General features: G+C 39.7%; 20 protein-coding genes and 3 pseudogenes. 3 read left to right on the top strand and 20 right to left on the bottom strand.

The window, feature by feature from the left end:
- Nucleotides 1-5: 5 nt before the first annotated feature.
- Entirely contained in the window at nt 6-353 is a 348-nt protein-coding gene (locus tag MKY52_RS21780; protein WP_341053291.1) for a VOC family protein, read from the bottom strand.
- A gap of 312 nt (nt 354-665) precedes the next feature.
- Here MKY52_RS21780 and MKY52_RS21775 point away from each other — a divergent pair, with 312 nt between their 5' ends.
- Nucleotides 666-1478, top strand: a complete 813-nt coding sequence (locus tag MKY52_RS21775; RefSeq protein WP_341053290.1) for a class I SAM-dependent methyltransferase — start codon at nt 666-668, stop codon at nt 1476-1478.
- Between the two features lie 157 nt (nt 1479-1635).
- Here MKY52_RS21775 and MKY52_RS21770 read toward each other — a convergent pair whose 3' ends face one another.
- The 13 genes and pseudogenes from MKY52_RS21770 to MKY52_RS21710 form a co-directional block, all read right to left on the bottom strand.
- Complete coding sequence (locus tag MKY52_RS21770; protein WP_341053289.1) at nt 1636-1890, bottom strand: cold-shock protein; 255 nt, start codon at nt 1888-1890, stop codon at nt 1636-1638.
- Nucleotides 1891-1958: 68 nt separating this feature from the next.
- Nucleotides 1959-2207 (bottom strand): hypothetical protein, encoded by a 249-nt coding sequence (locus MKY52_RS21765; RefSeq protein ID WP_076287095.1) that lies wholly within the window; start codon nt 2205-2207, stop codon nt 1959-1961.
- A 220-nt stretch (nt 2208-2427) separates the two neighbouring features.
- The gene (locus tag MKY52_RS21760) at nt 2428-2826 is read right to left on the bottom strand and encodes a hypothetical protein (RefSeq protein WP_341053288.1); all 399 of its coding nucleotides are present in this window, start codon (nt 2824-2826) and stop codon (nt 2428-2430) included.
- Nucleotides 2827-3082: 256 nt separating this feature from the next.
- Nucleotides 3083-3526: pseudogene (locus tag MKY52_RS21755) on the bottom strand (nucleotidyltransferase); the annotation flags it as partial.
- Between the two features lie 188 nt (nt 3527-3714).
- Nucleotides 3715-4590, bottom strand: coding sequence for an aldose 1-epimerase family protein (locus MKY52_RS21750; protein WP_341053287.1), 876 nt, complete (start codon nt 4588-4590; stop codon nt 3715-3717).
- A 150-nt stretch (nt 4591-4740) separates the two neighbouring features.
- On the bottom strand, nt 4741-5199 hold the full coding sequence (locus MKY52_RS21745; protein WP_341053285.1) for an NUDIX domain-containing protein: 459 nt from the start codon (nt 5197-5199) through the stop codon (nt 4741-4743).
- 364 nt (nt 5200-5563) lie between these two features.
- Nucleotides 5564-6442 carry a PhzF family phenazine biosynthesis protein gene (locus MKY52_RS21740; RefSeq protein WP_341053284.1) on the bottom strand — a complete coding sequence of 293 codons (879 nt, stop codon included), beginning with the start codon at nt 6440-6442 and terminating at the stop codon, nt 5564-5566.
- A 265-nt stretch (nt 6443-6707) separates the two neighbouring features.
- Nucleotides 6708-7157 carry a hypothetical protein gene (locus MKY52_RS21735; protein ID WP_341053283.1) on the bottom strand — a complete coding sequence of 150 codons (450 nt, stop codon included), beginning with the start codon at nt 7155-7157 and terminating at the stop codon, nt 6708-6710.
- Between the two features lie 258 nt (nt 7158-7415).
- The gene (locus tag MKY52_RS21730) at nt 7416-7697 is read right to left on the bottom strand and encodes a hypothetical protein (protein WP_341053282.1); all 282 of its coding nucleotides are present in this window, start codon (nt 7695-7697) and stop codon (nt 7416-7418) included.
- A 164-nt stretch (nt 7698-7861) separates the two neighbouring features.
- Nucleotides 7862-8332: pseudogene (locus MKY52_RS21725) on the bottom strand (peptide-methionine (S)-S-oxide reductase).
- Between the two features lie 242 nt (nt 8333-8574).
- Nucleotides 8575-9057: an NUDIX hydrolase gene (locus tag MKY52_RS21720; protein ID WP_188114598.1), complete on the bottom strand. Its 483-nt coding sequence runs from the start codon at nt 9055-9057 to the stop codon at nt 8575-8577.
- 371 nt (nt 9058-9428) lie between these two features.
- A pseudogene (locus MKY52_RS21715) lies at nt 9429-9569 on the bottom strand (phosphotransferase); the annotation flags it as partial.
- Between the two features lie 92 nt (nt 9570-9661).
- Complete coding sequence (locus MKY52_RS21710) at nt 9662-10141, bottom strand: phosphotransferase enzyme family protein (protein ID WP_341053281.1); 480 nt, start codon at nt 10139-10141, stop codon at nt 9662-9664.
- Between the two features lie 582 nt (nt 10142-10723).
- Between MKY52_RS21710 and rsgA the strand changes: the two genes are divergently transcribed.
- Both rsgA and MKY52_RS21700 read left to right on the top strand, forming a co-directional pair.
- The gene (gene rsgA / locus MKY52_RS21705; RefSeq protein WP_341053280.1) at nt 10724-11797 is read left to right on the top strand and encodes a ribosome small subunit-dependent GTPase A; all 1074 of its coding nucleotides are present in this window, start codon (nt 10724-10726) and stop codon (nt 11795-11797) included.
- Nucleotides 11794-12810, top strand: a complete 1017-nt coding sequence (locus tag MKY52_RS21700; protein ID WP_341053279.1) for an aminoglycoside phosphotransferase family protein — start codon at nt 11794-11796, stop codon at nt 12808-12810. Before rsgA ends, MKY52_RS21700 begins: the two co-directional genes overlap by 4 nt.
- Before the next feature lie 186 nt (nt 12811-12996).
- Here the strand turns inward: MKY52_RS21700 and MKY52_RS21695 are convergent, their stop codons facing one another.
- The 6 genes from MKY52_RS21695 to MKY52_RS21670 form a co-directional block, all read right to left on the bottom strand.
- Nucleotides 12997-13809 carry a hypothetical protein gene (locus MKY52_RS21695; RefSeq protein ID WP_341053278.1) on the bottom strand — a complete coding sequence of 271 codons (813 nt, stop codon included), beginning with the start codon at nt 13807-13809 and terminating at the stop codon, nt 12997-12999.
- 85 nt (nt 13810-13894) lie between these two features.
- Nucleotides 13895-14695 (bottom strand): aminoglycoside 6-adenylyltransferase, encoded by an 801-nt coding sequence (locus MKY52_RS21690; protein ID WP_341053277.1) that lies wholly within the window; start codon nt 14693-14695, stop codon nt 13895-13897.
- Between the two features lie 92 nt (nt 14696-14787).
- Nucleotides 14788-15621, bottom strand: a complete 834-nt coding sequence (locus MKY52_RS21685; RefSeq protein ID WP_341053276.1) for a GNAT family N-acetyltransferase — start codon at nt 15619-15621, stop codon at nt 14788-14790.
- Nucleotides 15622-15769: 148 nt separating this feature from the next.
- Nucleotides 15770-16291, bottom strand: coding sequence for a phosphotransferase-like protein (locus tag MKY52_RS21680; protein WP_341053275.1), 522 nt, complete (start codon nt 16289-16291; stop codon nt 15770-15772).
- Nucleotides 16292-16894: 603 nt separating this feature from the next.
- On the bottom strand, nt 16895-18376 hold the full coding sequence (locus tag MKY52_RS21675; protein WP_341053274.1) for a DUF4179 domain-containing protein: 1482 nt from the start codon (nt 18374-18376) through the stop codon (nt 16895-16897).
- Nucleotides 18369-18938: an RNA polymerase sigma factor gene (locus MKY52_RS21670; protein WP_341053273.1), complete on the bottom strand. Its 570-nt coding sequence runs from the start codon at nt 18936-18938 to the stop codon at nt 18369-18371. The genes MKY52_RS21675 and MKY52_RS21670 overlap by 8 nt, the downstream gene beginning before the upstream one ends.
- Between the last annotated feature and the right edge of the window lie 181 nt (nt 18939-19119).

The raw sequence follows: 19119 nt of genomic DNA, 5'->3' as shown, positions 1-19119 counted from the left end.
ACTCATTATTTCTCCCATAACTCGACCAGCCTACCTTCAGGATCTTCAATCCAAACAAACTTTCCAAATTCACTAATTTCTTTTTTCTTTGCAAGCGGTATACCAATATGCTCAAGATGCTTAATAGTCTCGTCTAGATTATGTACTTGGAAATTTAACATCACTTGTTGTTCTGTTGGAAAATAACTGTCATCCTCGGTAAAGAAAGAAAAGATAGTCTCATTTCCTGATTGGGGCTTTATCACAGTCCCATTCCAATGATCTATTTCAATCTTCAAGACCTCACTGTACCATTTTTTTATAACTTCAAGATTCTTAGTTCTCCAAAAGATTCCTCCGAAACCTTTTATCATCGTATTTATCTCCTGTCTGTCATCAATTTTTTAGCTTTCCGTTCTCAAAAGATATTCGAGATTTAAATTTAAGTTCCTTTTTCAACTATCTTGCCCATTAATTGAACAAATAAAAAACTACCGCCATAGCAACCGCTTATTCCACTATCGTGTCCCGTTAGCGCAATGAGTCTACTAGATCCAATGGATGCTGTATGGAAGATTTTAGGTAGATGTATTCATAGAAAAATGGTACATTATTTTGGAATCAATAGCGCGCAAGTTAGGATATACATTTAGACTAATATTTTTATATTGGGGGATGGTACTGGCATGGACAAGAATTCTGTTTATAGAACAAATATTATAGGCGCTGGCGAGGTTGGTAGCGCTATCTCGGTCGATATGGACAAGAATGTTATTCATGAAACTAACAGCTTATTTTGGGATACAAAAGGAAATGATATTTTAGGAGCAACCGCACTTCCTTTATATGGAGCATTCGTCTCAGAAGAAAAATGCCAGCTTTTTGGCGATATTTCAGGAAAAAAGATGTTGGAGATAGGCTGTGGAAGCGGTCAATCATTGCAATATCTCGGGGAACGTAAAGCATCTGAACTATGGGGTATGGATATATCAGAAAACCAAATCGAAAAAACAAGAGAATATTTGTCAGATCACGGACTTTCAGCAAAATTAATCTGTTCTCCCATGGAAGAAAAATGTGGCCTACCTGAGGATTATTTTGACTTTGTTTATTCGATTTATGCTATAGGCTGGACAACCGATCTTGAGGGTACTTTTAGCAGGATTGCTTCTTACCTAAAAAAAGACGGCGTATTTATTTTCAGTTGGTCTCACCCTATACACAAATGTGTTATTGCAGAAAATGATATGCTTGTTTTTAAAAAATGTTACTTCGATGAATCTTGGTATTCGGTAACTCTTGACGAAAGTACGCTAACATTAGCTGACCGTAAACTATCAACCTATGTGAATGCGCTCTCAAAAGCGGGATTTGTTATTGAAGAAATGATTGAGCAATCTGATGATGAAATTATTCAATTGCGGGACGATAACGACGATTTTGCGAAAAAAGCAAAGATGCTTCCTGTAACTTTCGTAATCAAGGCAAGAAAACAATAATTAGTAGTTGAAGATAACTGCCCGTTAATTGGATAAAGGCAGCCGATCATGTTGACTGATTGGCTGCCTTATCGTGTTTATATTGAACTATCGTCTCCTGTCAGCTTAATTATGATTCCCGAAAGTCCATACATTTATCAAGTACGTCTCGATTCCTTCATTCCTCTAATATTTGCACATTCTTAGCTGTCCTGCGCTGAGAATCAATTATATTCGGAAACTCGAATAGGTCGAATTCAACTTTTTGACCCTCTTTAAGGAGCCGAAAGCCGTTCGGTAACCTAATAGGGTCTGGTAGTATTTCGCTGAAGTGTACAAAAACATGGTTACCTTCCTGGCCGTCTAGCATTATCCGTCCGTAACCTTTATCTTCTTTGTACCATTTGACAATACCCCATCTTCTTTCCGCCACCTAAGCACCTCCTCTGTAACTTTATGGTACAACTCATTATGTGCTCACATCGCGTTGAATGAGTTATCTCATTTGATTTTTTTCGGAAACCCATATACAAAAAGTATCATACCGAGAAACGCAAGGATTGGCACAAAGATATTATCGAAGAAGCTTGTAATATGAGTTTCAGGTAGGGCATTGAACATATTTGCTTCGTACAACGCTGCAATTTCATGGCTGCGAGCTATCAAAGAGCCTACTCGTTCGATTGCATAGATTACTCCAGCGGAAATTAGAAAGGATGCACCTAGTTTTCTGTAAAAGTCGTTGCCCATGAAATATTTGTCTCCTCCTCTATTTTTTATTGAGTACTTCTTCCATCATCCCACTTTACCACATTGTTCCAATTTTTTTGAGTATCAGAATATCATTACATAACCTAATGCTAATAATGTGACGCTATAGCGCCACAAATTGTAAGTATTCTGCCGGATAATTGAACAATAAAAAACGGCTGCCGAAGCAGCCGCTATTCTACTGTCGTTCTTCGTGAGCTTAATGATTTACTTTGCTTCGGACGAATCCTATTCCTCTGAGAACTTCATGGATTATATTTGTTATGTCGTTAATTTTGCGGGAACAATATTTTAAAATAGGGTTAGCCCAATATTCGGGTCCAGTTTCTTCATCACCAATTTTCACTAAATTCAATGTATACATACCCTCTGAACGCATAGCTGGATACCATCCTAAATCCAAAATCAAACCTGTCTTTTCATTTCTTAAATAGAATATATCCTCATGTAGCTCCCATACATAAGGAAATGAGTCGTCATGAAAGTCATCGGGATTAATTTCAAAAAAATGATTCCATAAGACAGTCCAATCTGACGGAATATTTAATGGCACCAATTGTAGACTCATTTTAATAACACATCCCTTAACAATCTTCATATTCAAATCTCCGTGACTTGTCCAAGTTATCCTGCCCGTTACTTCAATGAAAACAGAAGTTACCGTAGCGCCTGCTCATTAATGTGTATCATTCAACTAAAGTTCTCCGTTAGTTCAATAGTCTTATGTTTTAATTAGAGTCGCTGCTTATAGTTGTGAGGCTTGCCGAACACCTAATGCAGTGACGTCCCGACGGGCTTAGGGGGCTGGATGTGGTCACTCGCTTCTCAGAGTGACCCGGAGCGTCAATATGGTGTTAGCCGAAGGAAGTTCTGGAAGCAGCCATTGCATTTAAGGCGTTCTCAAAATAGCTATATACTTCATCTGCAATTCCCAGAAACTCTTCAACAAGTACATTACTATCCAAGTAACAAGCATACAGATAATCAACTAAAGCGGAGTCAATCTCACAATAGTTTAATATGGCATTCTTCATCTTAATAATGTCATCTTGCCATACACCTGTATCTTCTAAAACCAAAGAGTATAATGCACGAATTAATCTCTTAGAGTAACCTTTAATATATCTAGTTTTCATTGTGTTATCATTAGCATTAGAAAGTAAACTATGTATACGATCTACTTCCTCCTTGGTCTCTGTATTTAAGTCTAAAATGAACTCTGGAGAAATAATTATCGGTGGTACTTTTTCACCAACGTCATGACCATATATGCAAACACAAATTAGGGATAAATTGAATAAAATAGAGCTAAAAAAGAAGACATTCTTCCTAAAAATGGGGTTGAATGTCTTCTTTTTTGAAGTTTATACATACTCCTTAAGAAAAACGTAAGTTCTTCAGTGCCCTCTCCAATAGATTGATGCTTTTTGCAATGGTATGGAGCCGAGCTTAACCAGTTGAGAACCCTGCAGCTCCCTTCGGATCGTCAGTTGATTTCTATGGTCAGGGAGCTTGTGAAATTCGCCCCCGGCTCCAGGGTGATTATTCCCTCTTTAGCTTGAAGTTCACCTTCGAAGACGTCCATATCCGCTACTCCTTGCCAAGGCTCGATGCATATGAAGGGAGCGTTCAAAGGCTGCCAGATGCCGAGGTCGGGAAAACCCTTATAGCTGACAACTACGCTTTTGGAGGAGCGCTTGCTTCTAAGCGAAATCTGCCGAGAGCTCACATTTCGGAAAATCAATGCGCCTTCGGCGAACATTTCATGGGATAAAGGCAGGATGGTCTCTTGTTTCAGAACGGGCTCCGATTTGCCGCTGATCAGCAGGCCGTCCGAATTCAAGAACAACCTTTCAAGGTTTTCCGATTCAGCGAACTCCAGATAGTAATCGTTCAGGCTACCGTTGTCATCAAGCGGACAATTGAACGCCGGGTGGGTTCCGAGCTGGAAGAAGATATCCTGTTCATCGCTATTTTCCACCCGGTAACTAAGTTCCAGTGTGCTTGCATTCAGTTTATATGTAATATATAGGTTGAATTTAAAAGGATAACTGGCCAGGGTTTTCTCATCATAAGAGAGGCGGTAAACCGCGTGGGTGTCGCTTTCTTGGACCAGCGTAAATTCGCTGCGTCTGGCGAATCCGTGATTGCCGATCTTATAGGCTTTGCAGTCCACCTTAATCTCTCCGTAACGGGCCGCACCAATAATGGGAAATAGCACCGGAGAACGGCCTGTCCAATACGTGGCGTCACCGCTCCAGATGTATTCAGCTTCCGGATCCAGCTTTCTGAAGCTGATCAGTTCCGCCCCAAGAGTATTAATCTCAGCTTCCGCCGAGCTGCTGCGCAAAATTTTATTCATTGTTGTACTCCCCTTTCATACTTATAGTCCAGATACCCATATTATATCAAAGTTCTTGAGGGAGTTGAGAAAAAGACAGCCAATTCATCAGCTGCCGTTTCTTCGTGCTTATTGAGCTATCGTGTCCCGTTAGTTCAGCGAACTGGTGTATTAAGATCTAAGTATATTTGTATTCCCGTTTAGCATATCTTCAAAGACTGGTCGTTGAACTTTGTTTATTTGATCCAGTGAGATATCGTTAATATCCCAAAACTGTAATTTCAACGATTCGCATAGATCGTCCTGATATCTTATCGCATCCCCATCCTCAGATAAATACTGATTATAATCAGTCCAGGCATTGAAAAGAAACATAACAAAAACAACCTTGTTGCCATCAGGATAGGAGTATTCCATCCTTGGACCGCTATATACAGCGTAAAATTCACAATCCGTAACAGTTAATCCTGTTTCCTCAATAACTTCCCGGATCATTGTCTCTTGGATAGTCTCACCTGGATTCATGCCTCCGCCTGGTAATCCCCAGTCTCCGTAATCGGATCTTTGCTGCAATAAAATTCTTCCTTTACTATCTCTTATAATTCCTCCGCCAGTTACAACAATCTTCATTTATAGTAGCTCCTTACTTGGTAGAAATACATAAGTTGATTATTCTAGGCTTTTAAGGTAAAGTCCTTTCAAGAATTGAATTGTTGAATTATTCTGCCCGTTACTTCAATATAAAAAGCAGACTGCATTAGCAGTCTGCTCTTTACGCTATCGTTTTCCGTTAGATCTATAGTTTGATTGATCTAAAGACGTCTATTTCTCTTTTCATCTAAATATATATCGAGCGCTGCTATCGCTCTGATTAATAACTTTATGATTAAATACAGTGTATATAATCCAAGCAAAATGAAAAGTCCGTAAACAATAAAAAGGAGCATTGGCAAAAACATCGATAGGTAGCTGCAAACAGGCTTTTTGATTCCGCTTATATCATGATATGTCTTCGTTCAATGCCAGCCACTGCACCGCCGACCCGAACCTGATTGATTTCACCGCTCTCGCTCAGGCGCAATCCTGCCTTGATTTCAGAAGGACAATCCATCGAATACCCTTGCCTGAACATGACATTCTCTACCTCCCGCAATGATCGTTGGCCATGTTGGTACAAATAGCTGAGCAGGGCACCGTTGGATGTTCCTGTCGCGCTCTCCTCGGGAATATCGTACAGCGGCGCAAAATTCCGGCATTCCGCAGCAGCATCGTCTGGAGTATCCATCGTGAACAGATGATATCCAACCACATCATATTTTTCGCTAATGGCGGTTATGGCATCAAAATTTGGCTGAACCTCATTCAAGAGCTTCCTGCTGCGGATCGGGATCATAATGTCCCGCAGGCCCGTCGAAACAATCTGGATCGGCAACCCGGTTTCCAGACCCTCGGCATCCATCCCCAAAGATGGGGCGATTTCCTCACAGGATATCCTTTCAAGAAATTGAGGTAAAGCCTGTGACAAATAAACAAGACCCTCGGAGCTAATATCGACATCCAGAATCCCTGCCTTGGTTTCTATCGAATAGGAGGTCCCTTCCTTTGACAAACCCAGCGAATGCATTAGTCCAAATGCAGCAATCGTGGCGTGTCCGCACAGATCAACTTCGCTGGCGGGGGTGAAATAGCGGATTTTGTAATCCGCAAGCAGGGATTTTTCCATAAAGGCCGTCTCCGAAAGGCCCAATTCCTTCGCTATGAGCTGCATTTCGGCAGCATCCAGAGAAAGGCCATCCTCCAAGACAACGCCTGCTGGATTACCGCCACGCTCCCCTTTCGCAAACGCATTTAACGTATACACTTCCACATTCATGTTCCGCTCTTCCTCTCTTTATCTTCGAAAAACCGATGTGCGCAACCGCACGTCCCACTCGCCTCCATGATCTTCCTTTTATAAATTTATTACTAGGTAAAGACGACAGGAGCGATTGAATGAATTGTTGCGTTAATCTGCCCGTTAGCGTAATGATGATCTGTCATCTATGGTACGGTTCTACTTAATGGCGCGGCGAATTAATTTCATAAAGCACCCTCACTGCTTATAATATTCTAGCACGTAATCTTGCTTATGCAGAGTGTTAATGCCCACGGATGTCAAGATCACTTAATGGATAGTTACTACTGCCCCAAGTATAAACAATATAATTGTTAATTAGTTTTTCATCTGCTTTCAATGCTTTGAATTTCAAGTTACCATTAAGAAAATCAATGTTAATACTCACTTGCTTTTCAACGATGTAACTCCACTCATTCTCGCGATACTTTGAATAAAAATGATTTAATTCTTCTAAAGTTAGTTCCGATTTGATTAAAATAGCGCCAAAAAATTGCATTCCATTTCCATTCCCAATTAATTTTCCAGCTGATGATAAATCATCTATCAATTCAGTTTTGTCTGGCAAAGATACTTCTACTAGATCTTTTTTTATGGAATATGCAATATAATTGTTAATAAATGGAGTGGATACGACTAGTAAAACAAGAGCACCTACTGCAATTATTAAAATGATTATGAATGTTTTCTTCAAGTTAACACCACTCTCAAAAAATATAAATATCCTACCGAACCACACAGGTTCAATACACTTAGAAACCCCTTTTTATTAATTTAGACACTATGACAGTATAGACGTTAGACATTTTAAAAATTTTCAATTTATTGGTATCTAATCCAATATCAATATTTCTGTTACTCAAATAATCTGCCCGTTACTTCAATGAAAACAGCAGGCTACCGTAGCGCCTTCTCATTAATGTGTATCATTCAACTAAAGTTCTACGTTAGCTTAAAGTTCAGGTAATGAATCGACATGTGATTCGACTTCAAAAATAAATTCTTCGAGGTTATCGCAGTCAAACCAACCACTTTTTTCATTAATTTCATAAAGAACTTGATAACCATGATAGGCAATTAATTCTATCCACCCGGCTCTCGAAATCATCGCTTCTAATATCTGACAGTAATCAAATAAACACTCAACATCAGCTCTGTCCATTAAATTGGAATGCTGATACTCAGTCCCACATGGCTCTGGATAAATTCGATATGCAAACCACTTTTTATCCATTTTTTCACTACACCACCTTAGATCGATAACTAATACGCTTACTTTACCATGAATTGTAACTATCCTGCCTGTTAGCTTAATAAAAAGAGCAGGATACCGAAGCACCTGCTTATCAATGTGATGTATTATTCAACTATCGTTACCCGTTAGTTTAATATTCTCCCTTACTTATACCTGCTTAATATTTCTTCTGGAATATGACAATAATCATTTGGACATTTAGCTAATCTATCTTGATGTTCTTCTGCACTTCTCACATAGTTTATGAGAGGTAATACTTCAACAACCATAAGGTCATAATCATTTCTCTCACTAAGAAACGCCTTCGCCTCTTTTAAGTGTTCGGGCTTTTCACTATATACTCCTGTTCTGTATTACTCGCCAACGTCCTGTCCTTGTTTATTCAAACTGTATGGATCAATGATTTCGAATAAATACCCCATTAATTCACTGATCGTTACAACTGTCGGATCAAATCCTGTTTTTACAGATTCGGCGTATCCATCATAATCACCCTCAAGTGTATGATTTGTTCCATTAGCTCTTCCTGCTTCTGTAAACTTAACTCCAGGTAAAGTTTTTATAAAAGCTTGCACTCCCCATAAACATCCACCTGCAAAATATACTACTTCCATATTGACTCTCCTCTTCATTTAAAAAACCAAAAAATTCATTCCAACTAAATAGGAAGAAGAAACTGTAGTTACTAAGTCTACTACACATTAAAATAATGACAAATTTTCTTATTCCACATTATGTACCGATTGTTGAACACAAAATAAACAACACTGTTCAACTAACCTGCCCGTTAGTTGAACAAATAAAAAACGGCTGCCGAAGCAACCGCTATTCCACTAACGTGTCCCGCTAGGTTAAATCAAGACCCTTTAAAAGCCAATAAATCTTTTGTGTTAATATGTTTAATATCAGAAATTTGCCCACTTGTAAGCATCTCATAAAGACCGTCAGGAACAAGTTTATACTGAAGGTTTTCTTCAAAATCATCTAAGTTCTTCCAAACAGCTATAAACTTTTTGTCCCCCTCAATCCCTTCAAATTCATTCTTGTTATAGTTATCCATTCGACTAAAGCTCGCTTCATAAATAAAATCATATTCATGTCCAATTTCTCCATACCAAGGGAAGATGTGCTCGATAATCCCTATCAATTTTGGTTCAATAATATCAATATTAATTTCCTCTTTTACTTCTCGTATTACAGCTGATTTGCTATCTTCCCCATACTCAATCGTGCCACCAACTGGGCGAAATGTAATGATACCATCTTCTTCCGGGAATTGTTCAAGTAATATTGATTCTCTTCTTTTAATAATGCAAAGTGAACAAGCTCTATATCGCAAATTTTCCACTCCTCAAAGTATCTTATTTTTCAAATATATTCCATATAAGCATTGCGTTATCCTGCCCGTTAGTTGAGAAACAGCAGCCCATCAACTTGGCTGCCGTTTATTCATGTTATTGCTCTTTTAAGTTATAAAATTTAAAATATCATCGGGTTCAATCAGTGAAATATTGTTTTCCATATTATATCGGGCACGCTTCAAGAACTCCCTAGACCAACCATCGAGTGCTTCAATATTTCCGTTTCGATAGAGAGCTGAATAAAGGATAGCTTGTCTCAAATCCATAAATAGTGGTAAGTCTCTTAACAATCTTATATCAATCGTGTTTTCCTTTTCGTAACCTTCCAAGAACGAAGTTAGATACCTTTTCACAAAAGTTGGAACATCTTCATCTGGACTAGGCACTGCAATACCATAGAATATTGACATTCATCAAAGTCAAATACAGTAATGCTTCCATTTGGTTGAACTGTATAGTTACCAAAACAAAAATCACCATGAATAAGTCCAAAATTTTCACTACCACGTGATAATTTGTGGACCCTCTACATCAAGGATTCAAAATGAGCAATTACAAGGTTCTGGGAAGAGGGAATATAAGTTATGAATTCTTGAGGATAACTATTTTTTTCCAGTCGTATCGTGTTATCTCGGCTGTACTAGGAACATATTTTTTAGCTAGTACGTGCATTCTCCCTGCAATTTCTCCCAATTTATTAAACTCTTCATTTTGAGATATTTTATCACTCCATGAGGCACCAAGACCTTTATGGAATGCTACAACAAAAAAACCATTCATCTTTTCAATTAGCTCACCGTTACTTGATTTCACTGGATAGGATACTGGAACACCGTTTTTCGCAAGATATTGTATCCATTCTAGTTCACCATGTATAAGCTCCAGCGTCCTGTGCGATTCATGTATAATCCGAATGATGAGATTACACGCTTCGTTTTTACTTCCATAGGTGAAGTTTTGATTCTTCCCCAATAAAATCAACTCTTCAGGCATAAACCCATACCTTTTTGCTGCTTCAACTACAATCTTATCCGTAAAAAAAGCTTCAATTGTTGGATTCATAATACACCTCATTATTTTTAATTCAAAGTGTTATCTCCCTTCTAGTAATAACCTGCCGTTAGTTGAATGATGAATTATTAGTATTCAATGAGTATCTTGTCGATTTCTGCAATTTCGCTGATCTTTGATATACCATCGCCGTTTCCTTCAAACAACTCAAGGAAGCGTTCACGCTGACTTTTAATGCTCGCGAGTTCTTTATCAACGGCAGAATCGATGGAGCAGGCTGACAATCTGCGCTGTCAGGCATTGATTTTTTTTCCAAAATAGGTTATTTTATAGAAAGCTTAGCGATAAGCAAGTTCCTGACACGAAGGGAGATGTGTTTTAATGGCAACTACTTATATGGTGGTTTGGTCTTAAAACTGAATAGTAGGCATACGCGAAAAAAGCGGGGAAACGCCCCTATTATTTGGTATGCCATCCGAAGTAACCTTTCGTGAATATTGCTGTTTGCAAGATACGATGAAGGTCGTGTCTTTTTTGCGTCCTGATGCCGCGTGACAGCAGCTTCTTTAGAGGCTGCTTGTCCGTGGCATTTTTGCGTCCAAAAACAACATTAAAGGAGCTAACAAAAAAACTATGATAAATCTGAAAACCTATGGCTATACAGAAATAGAAGCAATTCCCGACGGATTATTGCCCGGTAGGGTGACAGAGCTTCGGCGCGAGCGCTTCACGGTCATGACCGAGCGCGGCGAAGTAACGGCTGTGCTCAAAGGAGCATTCTATCACAGCGTGGAAACACGCGTAGATTTTCCGTGCGTCGGGGATTTCGTCTTGTTGCGCTACAACGAGAGCGGAGATTCGCTCATCGTTTCGGTACAGCCCCGCCGTTCCAAGTTCTCGCGCGCAGATTACTCAGGGCATGCCGTAGGCTACGCCAAAACCGTACGGGAACAGGTCGTTGCAACCAACTTTGACTATGTGTTCATTCTTTCTTCTTTGAATTGGGATTTCAACATTACCCGCCTCATGCGGTACCTGACACAAGTCAGACAGAGCGGCAGTCAGCCAGTCGTCATTCTGACCAAGGCTGATCTCGTTGAAGATTATAGTCTCCCGCTCGCAGAAGTTACACAAAGCATCCCTGATGTGCCAGTTCATGTGGTCTGCAGTCATACCGGCCTGGGGCTGAACCAACTCGCTACCTACTTGATGCCTGGTAAAACAGTCGTCTTTCTCGGCATGTCCGGCGTCGGTAAATCATCTCTGCTCAATGCATTGATAGAAGAGGACGTAATGAGGGTTCAGACGATCCGAGAGGTTGATAGCCGGGGGCGGCATACAACAACGCACCGTCAGCTGTTCATGCTCCCCTCCGGTACGATGGTCATCGATACGCCGGGAATGCGTGAGCTCGGGCTTTTTGATGCCGGCGAAGGCATACGTGCAAGCTTTACCGATGTGGAGGAATGGTTCCCGCAATGCCGGTTTGCAGATTGCCGCCATCAGGGCGAGCCGGGCTGTGCCGTTCTCGCCGCGCTTGCCGACGGTTCGTTGCCGCGTGAACGGTGGGAGCATTATGTTGCCCAGCAGCATGAGCACAAGTATGTCCAAGATAAAACAAGCTACCTCATCGATAAGAGGGCTCGAAACAAAACGATAGCTATGTCAAGCAAGCAAACGAAGAAAAACGGAGGATGGAAGAAATGAATATTAAATTTGAAACGCTGATCTATGCCTTAAGCCGACAGTTCAAGAAGGATATTATCTCGGGTGACTACCAAACCATGCCGTTACAGGGCGGAACTGTGGGAAATGTGCACCTGGTAAACGGGATCGCCGAAACCGCGGATGGTGAAAAAATACCGTACCGTATCGTGCTGAAAATTCAAAAGAAATGGGAACGTTACAACGATCCGGATTCCTGGCGCCGGGAATATGATCTCTATATGTCTGACTTGGGAACGACGTTCTCGGATACCTTCCGCTGGCCGACATGTTACCATGCGGAGATGAATGCCGAAGAAAATGAATTCCAGCTGTGGCTGGAATATATCGATGGCTTAACCGGTTTAGACTTAACTGGTGACATGTATGAACAGGCTGCACTGGAGTTAGGACGCTATCAAGGCAAGTTGTATGCGGAGAAGCCTGCTGTGCTGCAGAGCCTGACAAACCTGAGCCATACGGATCTCATGAAGAATACGTATCTACATTACCGGTCGTGGCCAGTCGTCTACGATTATATACGCTCGGAGGACTGTGAATTCCCGCAGCACATGCGGCAAATGCTCATCGACATCGATGAGCACGCAGATGAGATACTCGCCCGCATCGAGCAATTGCCCCTAGTGCTATGCCACCGGGACTTCTGGGTGACCAACCTGATCTATGCCGACGGGAAAATCGCGCTCATCGACTGGGATACATGCGGATGGGGCTACATGGGTGAGGATCTCGCAAGCTTGATTGCAGATGAAGCGGATATCGCTCACATGGTCGAATACTACCAACGATGTGTCCCTGCGTATTACAAAGGTTTTTCGGAGTATGCAGATGCATCCCCTATCGCCGATAATTGCGTCTTCGAATTGATCCTTCTCATATTCGGGTACAGGCTTGTAGAGTGGTATCTCCACACAGAGGGCGATGACGAGAAAACAAAGTGTCTTCATACGCTCCAAAAAATCCACGAAATGAAGACCAGCCCTGCGCAGGGTTGACTCTAGAAAAAGAACTCCGAACCCCCTTGAATATAATGGGTTTTCGGAGTTTCTTTCATTACGACCATTCGGTGAATCGACAATGGAAATAAAGTCCTAGACTGTCACTTCCACTTAACTAACGTGTTCTGTTAGCGAAAAAGTTATTATTAACAGTCTTTTTTATAGGACAAAAAAGATTCTAGTTTAATGAATTGTTGTTTCGAGAACTCTGTCCAGATCATGTGATGCTTCAATAATGGCTGGCTCCAAATTACTCAACCATTCGGAATACTCTAAACGTGTTACCATGGATGGATCCTTCCTTAGCTCCTTGCATCTCTTCAAATTCTCTTTCCATCCGCTACTAAGATGTAAAAGCCCCCTGTCTGCAGCCTGGCTTTTAGACAAGATGACACCTTCCTGCCACCAAGCAATAAATTTAGAAGCTAATAGGAGCCAGTCGACGGAATGTAGACTATTCCCCTTGCCAAACTTCCGCATGCACTTGGCATATTCCTTAAAAAAACTAATGAACTCTTCTTTCGAGTACAATGGAATATTGTCTAGACGGGACTCACCATACAATAAGATACTCTGCTCCTTGATCGTGTACAGGGTGAACAGGTCTAATTGATTTTCCGTCCAGACGGATTCGCGCTTTGTTCCCCACCATAAGCCACTGCCCTTTTCACCAGTCAGCATATTAATCGTAAGAAAGGCACCCTCAAGCATATCGGTATAGAGGTTGGGGATTTGTCTATCGTCGGATCTTCTAAGAAGGGATGATCTATAATTGGATCTTTGTTTGTTTAAAAGTTCGATTTCATTTTGGCTAAGGTCCTCTCCAATTACGACGAGAAAATCCAAATCCCCATATCCCGGGGATAAATCATTGTGTATGGCCGAACCGTAAAGGTAAATGCTTCGCAACTTTCTATTAAGTATGGCTCGGATATCTTCCACAAATATGGACAAGGATTGCTCAAGTGTTTCGTCTACAAATGATTGGATAAACAATTCAATCGCTCCATTTTGTATTTCTATTTTCAGTAGCGTTCCCGTAGTTATGTATCTGCGATCACTCACAATAACCCAGTAATGCTTATGGGTTGGTATCCGCTAAACTTTCGCCTTCTTTAGATTGTAATAGCATGACATGAGCCTCTGCTACGGCATTACGAAACAACTTGTCTGTCAATTCGATACGATCTACTATATCTTCTACGGTTTTTACACCATATAGCTTTTCCAAGGTTAATACCACTTCGACAGGAAAATCCCGAGAAGCATGAACCAAGAAGCTGTCAGCTTGGAATGGTGTATAGAGTATCCGAAGTACATCTACAAGTGGATTCACAACATACTTATGATAGTAAATCAACGACTCTAAAAAAAGCCCACGTTTTGTATATTTGACAGCTCGGTTCCTTTGACTGTAAATACCCTGAGCACGTATCAATTGTGATTGAAGTTGTGAATGGTGAGTCGTGTGATCAACGTCTTGATACTTCACGATACCTGTCTTATCTATCAATATAACTGGTACGACAGTTTTGTCTTCGTTAATGAATAAAACAGGGACACTCTCACTTTGGATCGTCACGTCAACTAAGAGACTATCTGATGACTCCTGTAGGTGGTAAACCTTGTAGCGGTTATTTGTTGGTCGACCAGTTTCTTCATAGGCAATATCTACTTTTCCTAATCGATGCATACAGGCATCCAACCGGGTAAATGCAGCATCTATGCAACCTTCTTTCGTATAGCACACCAAATCGATATCAGAATACTCGTCCAAAGTTTTAGTACCATCTGAACCCTCTAGCCAGATAGCTAAAATATAATCTTCAATTCCAAGGTCTGATACAATTGCGTTTAGAATGGTCTCACGGTTAATCGTCATAGCTAAACCTCCCATGTATTTTCATCTAATAATAGTTTTATCACCGGTTTACTCCTGTCATTTTGGAAAGTTTTCGTTTTAAACTCTCTTTTTTAATAATTGAATCTTTTCAAATAATCATTAATTATACTCTGATCCTGATGCCACCATAACATTGGAAAATCATATTTTTTTGCAAACCCTAACTTTTTCGCTAGCTGTATCGATCGTTCATTGCCAGCGTCACAATTATAATTTGGCACTAGATTATGGTTCAGACAATGTTCGATAAATGCTACACCCGTGAGTGTTGCTAGCCCTTTATTCTGGTATTCATCCACGGTTACGATATCGATATCCGCATACCCTCCACCTACAAAATAAGAATTGCAAACACTTGCAAAATCATCATCCATCACAAGACAGTAACCAAATCCTCGATCCGCAAAGTGTTGTGCCGAACTCCATAACGAATCATAAGAAACGTCCATTTCATTCTTGTATTTATCGAATAGCGCTTTATCCATCCGTTTCATAACAAATTGTTCTGGCAATGCGTTAGGTTTTTTTAGATGTTGGAATTTGGATAGCTCGAATGTAAAAGAAGAACGGTGCAATAATACAGTCTTTCCCGCTAAACTTTCGCTAATTTGAAGCAGTAGTTCCGATGTTGAAGCATAAAGATCGTAGTATTTTGAATGATTTTGATCATTTCGCAAAAATTCAACTACGTCGCTCATAAAGCATTCATTGTCGCCCCTCTTAACCAAAAAATACTGTCCATATGAATTGATAATAAGACTGCAGGTAGGATTTTCGTTATGATCAACGAACACTTTTCCAGATTGATTTCGCTCAATTACGGAATATGCAAACACAGGTTCATATGCTAGATTTTTCAACAATGGCAGAACGTGAGCGTAGTTTTCTTTAGATAATTCTATCATTTCATCTCTCCCTTCAAATTTCATCTTTATATAAGTTCCTTGTTAAATTAACCTGAACACAGTTGAATAAATAAAAACGGCTGCCGAAGCAACCGCTATTATACTAACATTCCCCGTTACCGGAATGTGTCACCTCGGGCATAGTAATTCAAACTTCATCTTCAAATATACTTTTTAAAATCAAATCTGCGCATTCTTCGGAAGTGTTTAAATGTGTGTTGACTGTACAATTATACTGGATATCTTTTGCTATGATTTTGTGTTGCCAATCAGATTGGTCTTCGGTTCTATTTTCTCGTGCAATATTTCTCTGACGGCAAATGTCTAAAGGGCAAAACACTTCAACAATGTATAATGGGTAACCAGAAAATATATTCTTCACTTTTTCATAATGCGGTTTCAACTCAGGTCTATCTACCATAATGCCGTCAATAAGCACATTTTTACCATGGTCAGAAAATAATTTGGCTGTATGATACATCATGATAATTGCTTCACTTAAATACTTCCAATAATCTTCACGAAGATAACGTTCACCTATCATTTCTTCAAAAAGGTCATTGGCAACAACATAAAAAAATTCATGCGATTTTAACTGTAAAGCATCTACTATTGATGTTTTTCCAGAGCTCGTAACACCGTTCAAAAATACGATTCTACCCTTGTTCATCCTGTTAATGCCCCTTATTAATTCAATTAATCTCATTTTAATATTTATACTGTAAGTCTGGAAATAAAAAACAACTATAATTGAACTATACTACCGTTAGTGAACAAATAAAAAACGGCTGCCGAAGCAACCGCTATCGGTTAACTTTCATCTTTGAAATGAAAATGTTCATGATGGATCGTATCCATTCCAACCAACTTACTACTCTTTCTATGGTAATATGCGAAGTTATTATTTAGCGGCATTCGAAGTAATTGATAATTGTGATCTCTTGGCAAAGCTTCGACTTCATTAATGGCTAACTCACGTGTGGTATAAATACCGATTGGAAGAAATTCGGAAAATCAGTTGAAGCATCAGCAACGAAAATCCCCCAAACATAATCATTTGGCATATAATTCACCCGTCTCCTTTATCGCCCAATAAGACAAAGAGCAGCTGCCGCGGCGATCTGCTCCTTGTTTCAGTAACTATAGTTCCCCGTTAGTTGAAGAGACTCGATAAAGACATTACTAAATTCAAGATTTTGTGCAGAAGTACCCGCGGCTGCTACCAGACACTGTTAAACAATTAAAAGGCCATGATTTTCCGCTTTCGCTTTTCTTATTTATCTTCTTTTGGCATTGGCAATGGTACTTTCCAATCCAGGTCATAGCTCTTTTTTGCCAATTCTGAAGTAAGACTGAGCTTTTGAGGGAGTTCTTTCATTTCATCACTTTGCAATTTTATTCGGATATGGTTTCTGCCTTGTTCATCCTTTCCCATCATTTTAAAATCTCCACCTGTTACATTGAATATTTTGCCCTTTTCATCTTCTATAGTCCAACCAAAACGATTAATAATTTTATCTGTGTCATCATCCATTAAAATCGTATCTGCTACATTTATATATGAAATATCCTTTAAATAAGCCTCTAGCAAAATAGTAGCATGCTTCTCATTCTTTGGAGATGCTTCATTTAATGGTTCGTCAAAGGTTACGGACATGATCTCAATCGTTTTGCCATCCTCATCTACTCTTACAGGTTTTTCAGCAAGCTGTTTTGGCTCAAATGATACACCTAGCTCATACGGTTCTGTTTTTTCTAAAGAATCCAATACTAGTGTATATTGATGATCAGGAGACAGGGGAGCAAAACCATACTTCCGATTAGAATGACCGTATTCTCCCACGGCCTTGCGTGAAATATCAAGCGCCCTAGTTAAATCTTTTACTTTCTCTCCTTTTTCATTTTCAACATGAAAATTCAGTTTATAATCATCATAGCGAACATAAGGATCAACTGAATCTAGTTTTCCTTTCACTTGTTTACTTTCCTCTACTAATCTTTTCTTTGCCTCTTCCGTCCATTTCGTTTCATAATCCACACGGGCAGCAGTTGGTGAATGCATAATACTATTTAGATTAATTTGCAGTCCCTGTGGTGTGGTATACGTCTTATCGATTGGCAGCACGTTTGAAGCCTTAATTGCTTTTTCTAAATCAATAGGAATCTTTAAGGCCCAATTTCCTTTAACAGAGTCGATCTGATTCCCCTCGAACTGTAATAAAAGGTTTTGTTCTTCTGTTTCCCCCGGTTTTTTTAGAGTGAGATATCCGTAATTTTCTTGGATTTCTACTATATATGTTTTAGTTTCTTTAATCACATTCCCTTTCAAATCTGTTACCTCTACGTTACTTATGTGAAGCTTATCCGGATGAATAAAGTTCTTTTGCTGATCCTTGATCGAATAAACAGCCACAATTCTCATCGGATCAGCTAATATCTCCTCTATTTCAAGAGTATAGCCCCGATCAGTAACAGAGGCATTTACCTTCTGTGAAAAACCTTCCTGTGCTGCATATTGCAGTTCTTTATCAGAACCATTAAATAGCGATTTAACATAGGCCGCAAAGGTAGGACTCACCGATATCGTTAAAAGCAAAGCGCAGCTGATTAAGACAGGAAGTACCAAACTGCTTAGTAAACGCGACCTTTTTCTTTTATAGACTACCACTTGGTCAGGAATCACAAAACTAGGCTGATCCAATTCTCCAGCAACATTTTTTAGAGTTTGTGCAATTTGTTTGTCAAGATTAGTCATGCATGTTCACTCCCATCTCGGTAAATACCTGTGTTTCTTTGTTTACTTGTATTTTTTCAGCAATTAAGTTTCTGGCCTTATGTAGCCTTGATTTTACCGTTCCCTCAAATACACCAAGGATTTTTGCAATTTCAGCTATACTAAACTCCTCATAATAGTAAAGGATAACTACTGAGCGATGTTTCAGCGTCATCATCTGAATCGCTCGCCAAATCTGTTGCTCTTTCTCCTTTTGAAGAATACTCTCCAATGGGTTTTGCCCAGGGTCAATAGAGTCCAAATATTCTTCCGTATTTTTCTTTCTACGCACCATATTAAGTGCACGATGTGTCACAATTTTTATAAACCAAGCTCGAAACGATGTCCCTTTTCGTTTATCATATCGATAAAGTGATTGATACGCTTCCCATAGTGCTTCTTGAACGGCATCCTGAGCTAGATGATAATCATGGACGATCAAAAAAGCGACTCGAAATGCACTAGTTAAGTGAGGTTGAACAAGTGTTTCAAAATCAACTTGACCTCCTTCCTTGGGTATTGGAAAATGATGATTTTCTTTCACTTAAAAGACCTCCTCGTTTTTCCTTTCACTTCTTATTCACCAGTTCTCGTATTTTGGTTCATAAAAAGAGGAAAAAACTTTTCCCTCACTTGGGTGAACTGCTACTTGCGATGTTATCAATTAATTCCCCCATTTTTTCATAATAACCGTTCAGCTGAAGAAGTTTTTAGCCTACTTTATC

The organism is Paenibacillus sp. FSL P4-0184 (assembly GCF_038004625.1).
Taxonomy (GTDB): domain Bacteria; phylum Bacillota; class Bacilli; order Paenibacillales; family Paenibacillaceae; genus Paenibacillus_AQ.
Note: the sequence above shows the minus strand (reverse complement) of the source record. Positions and strands in the feature narration are given on the sequence as shown.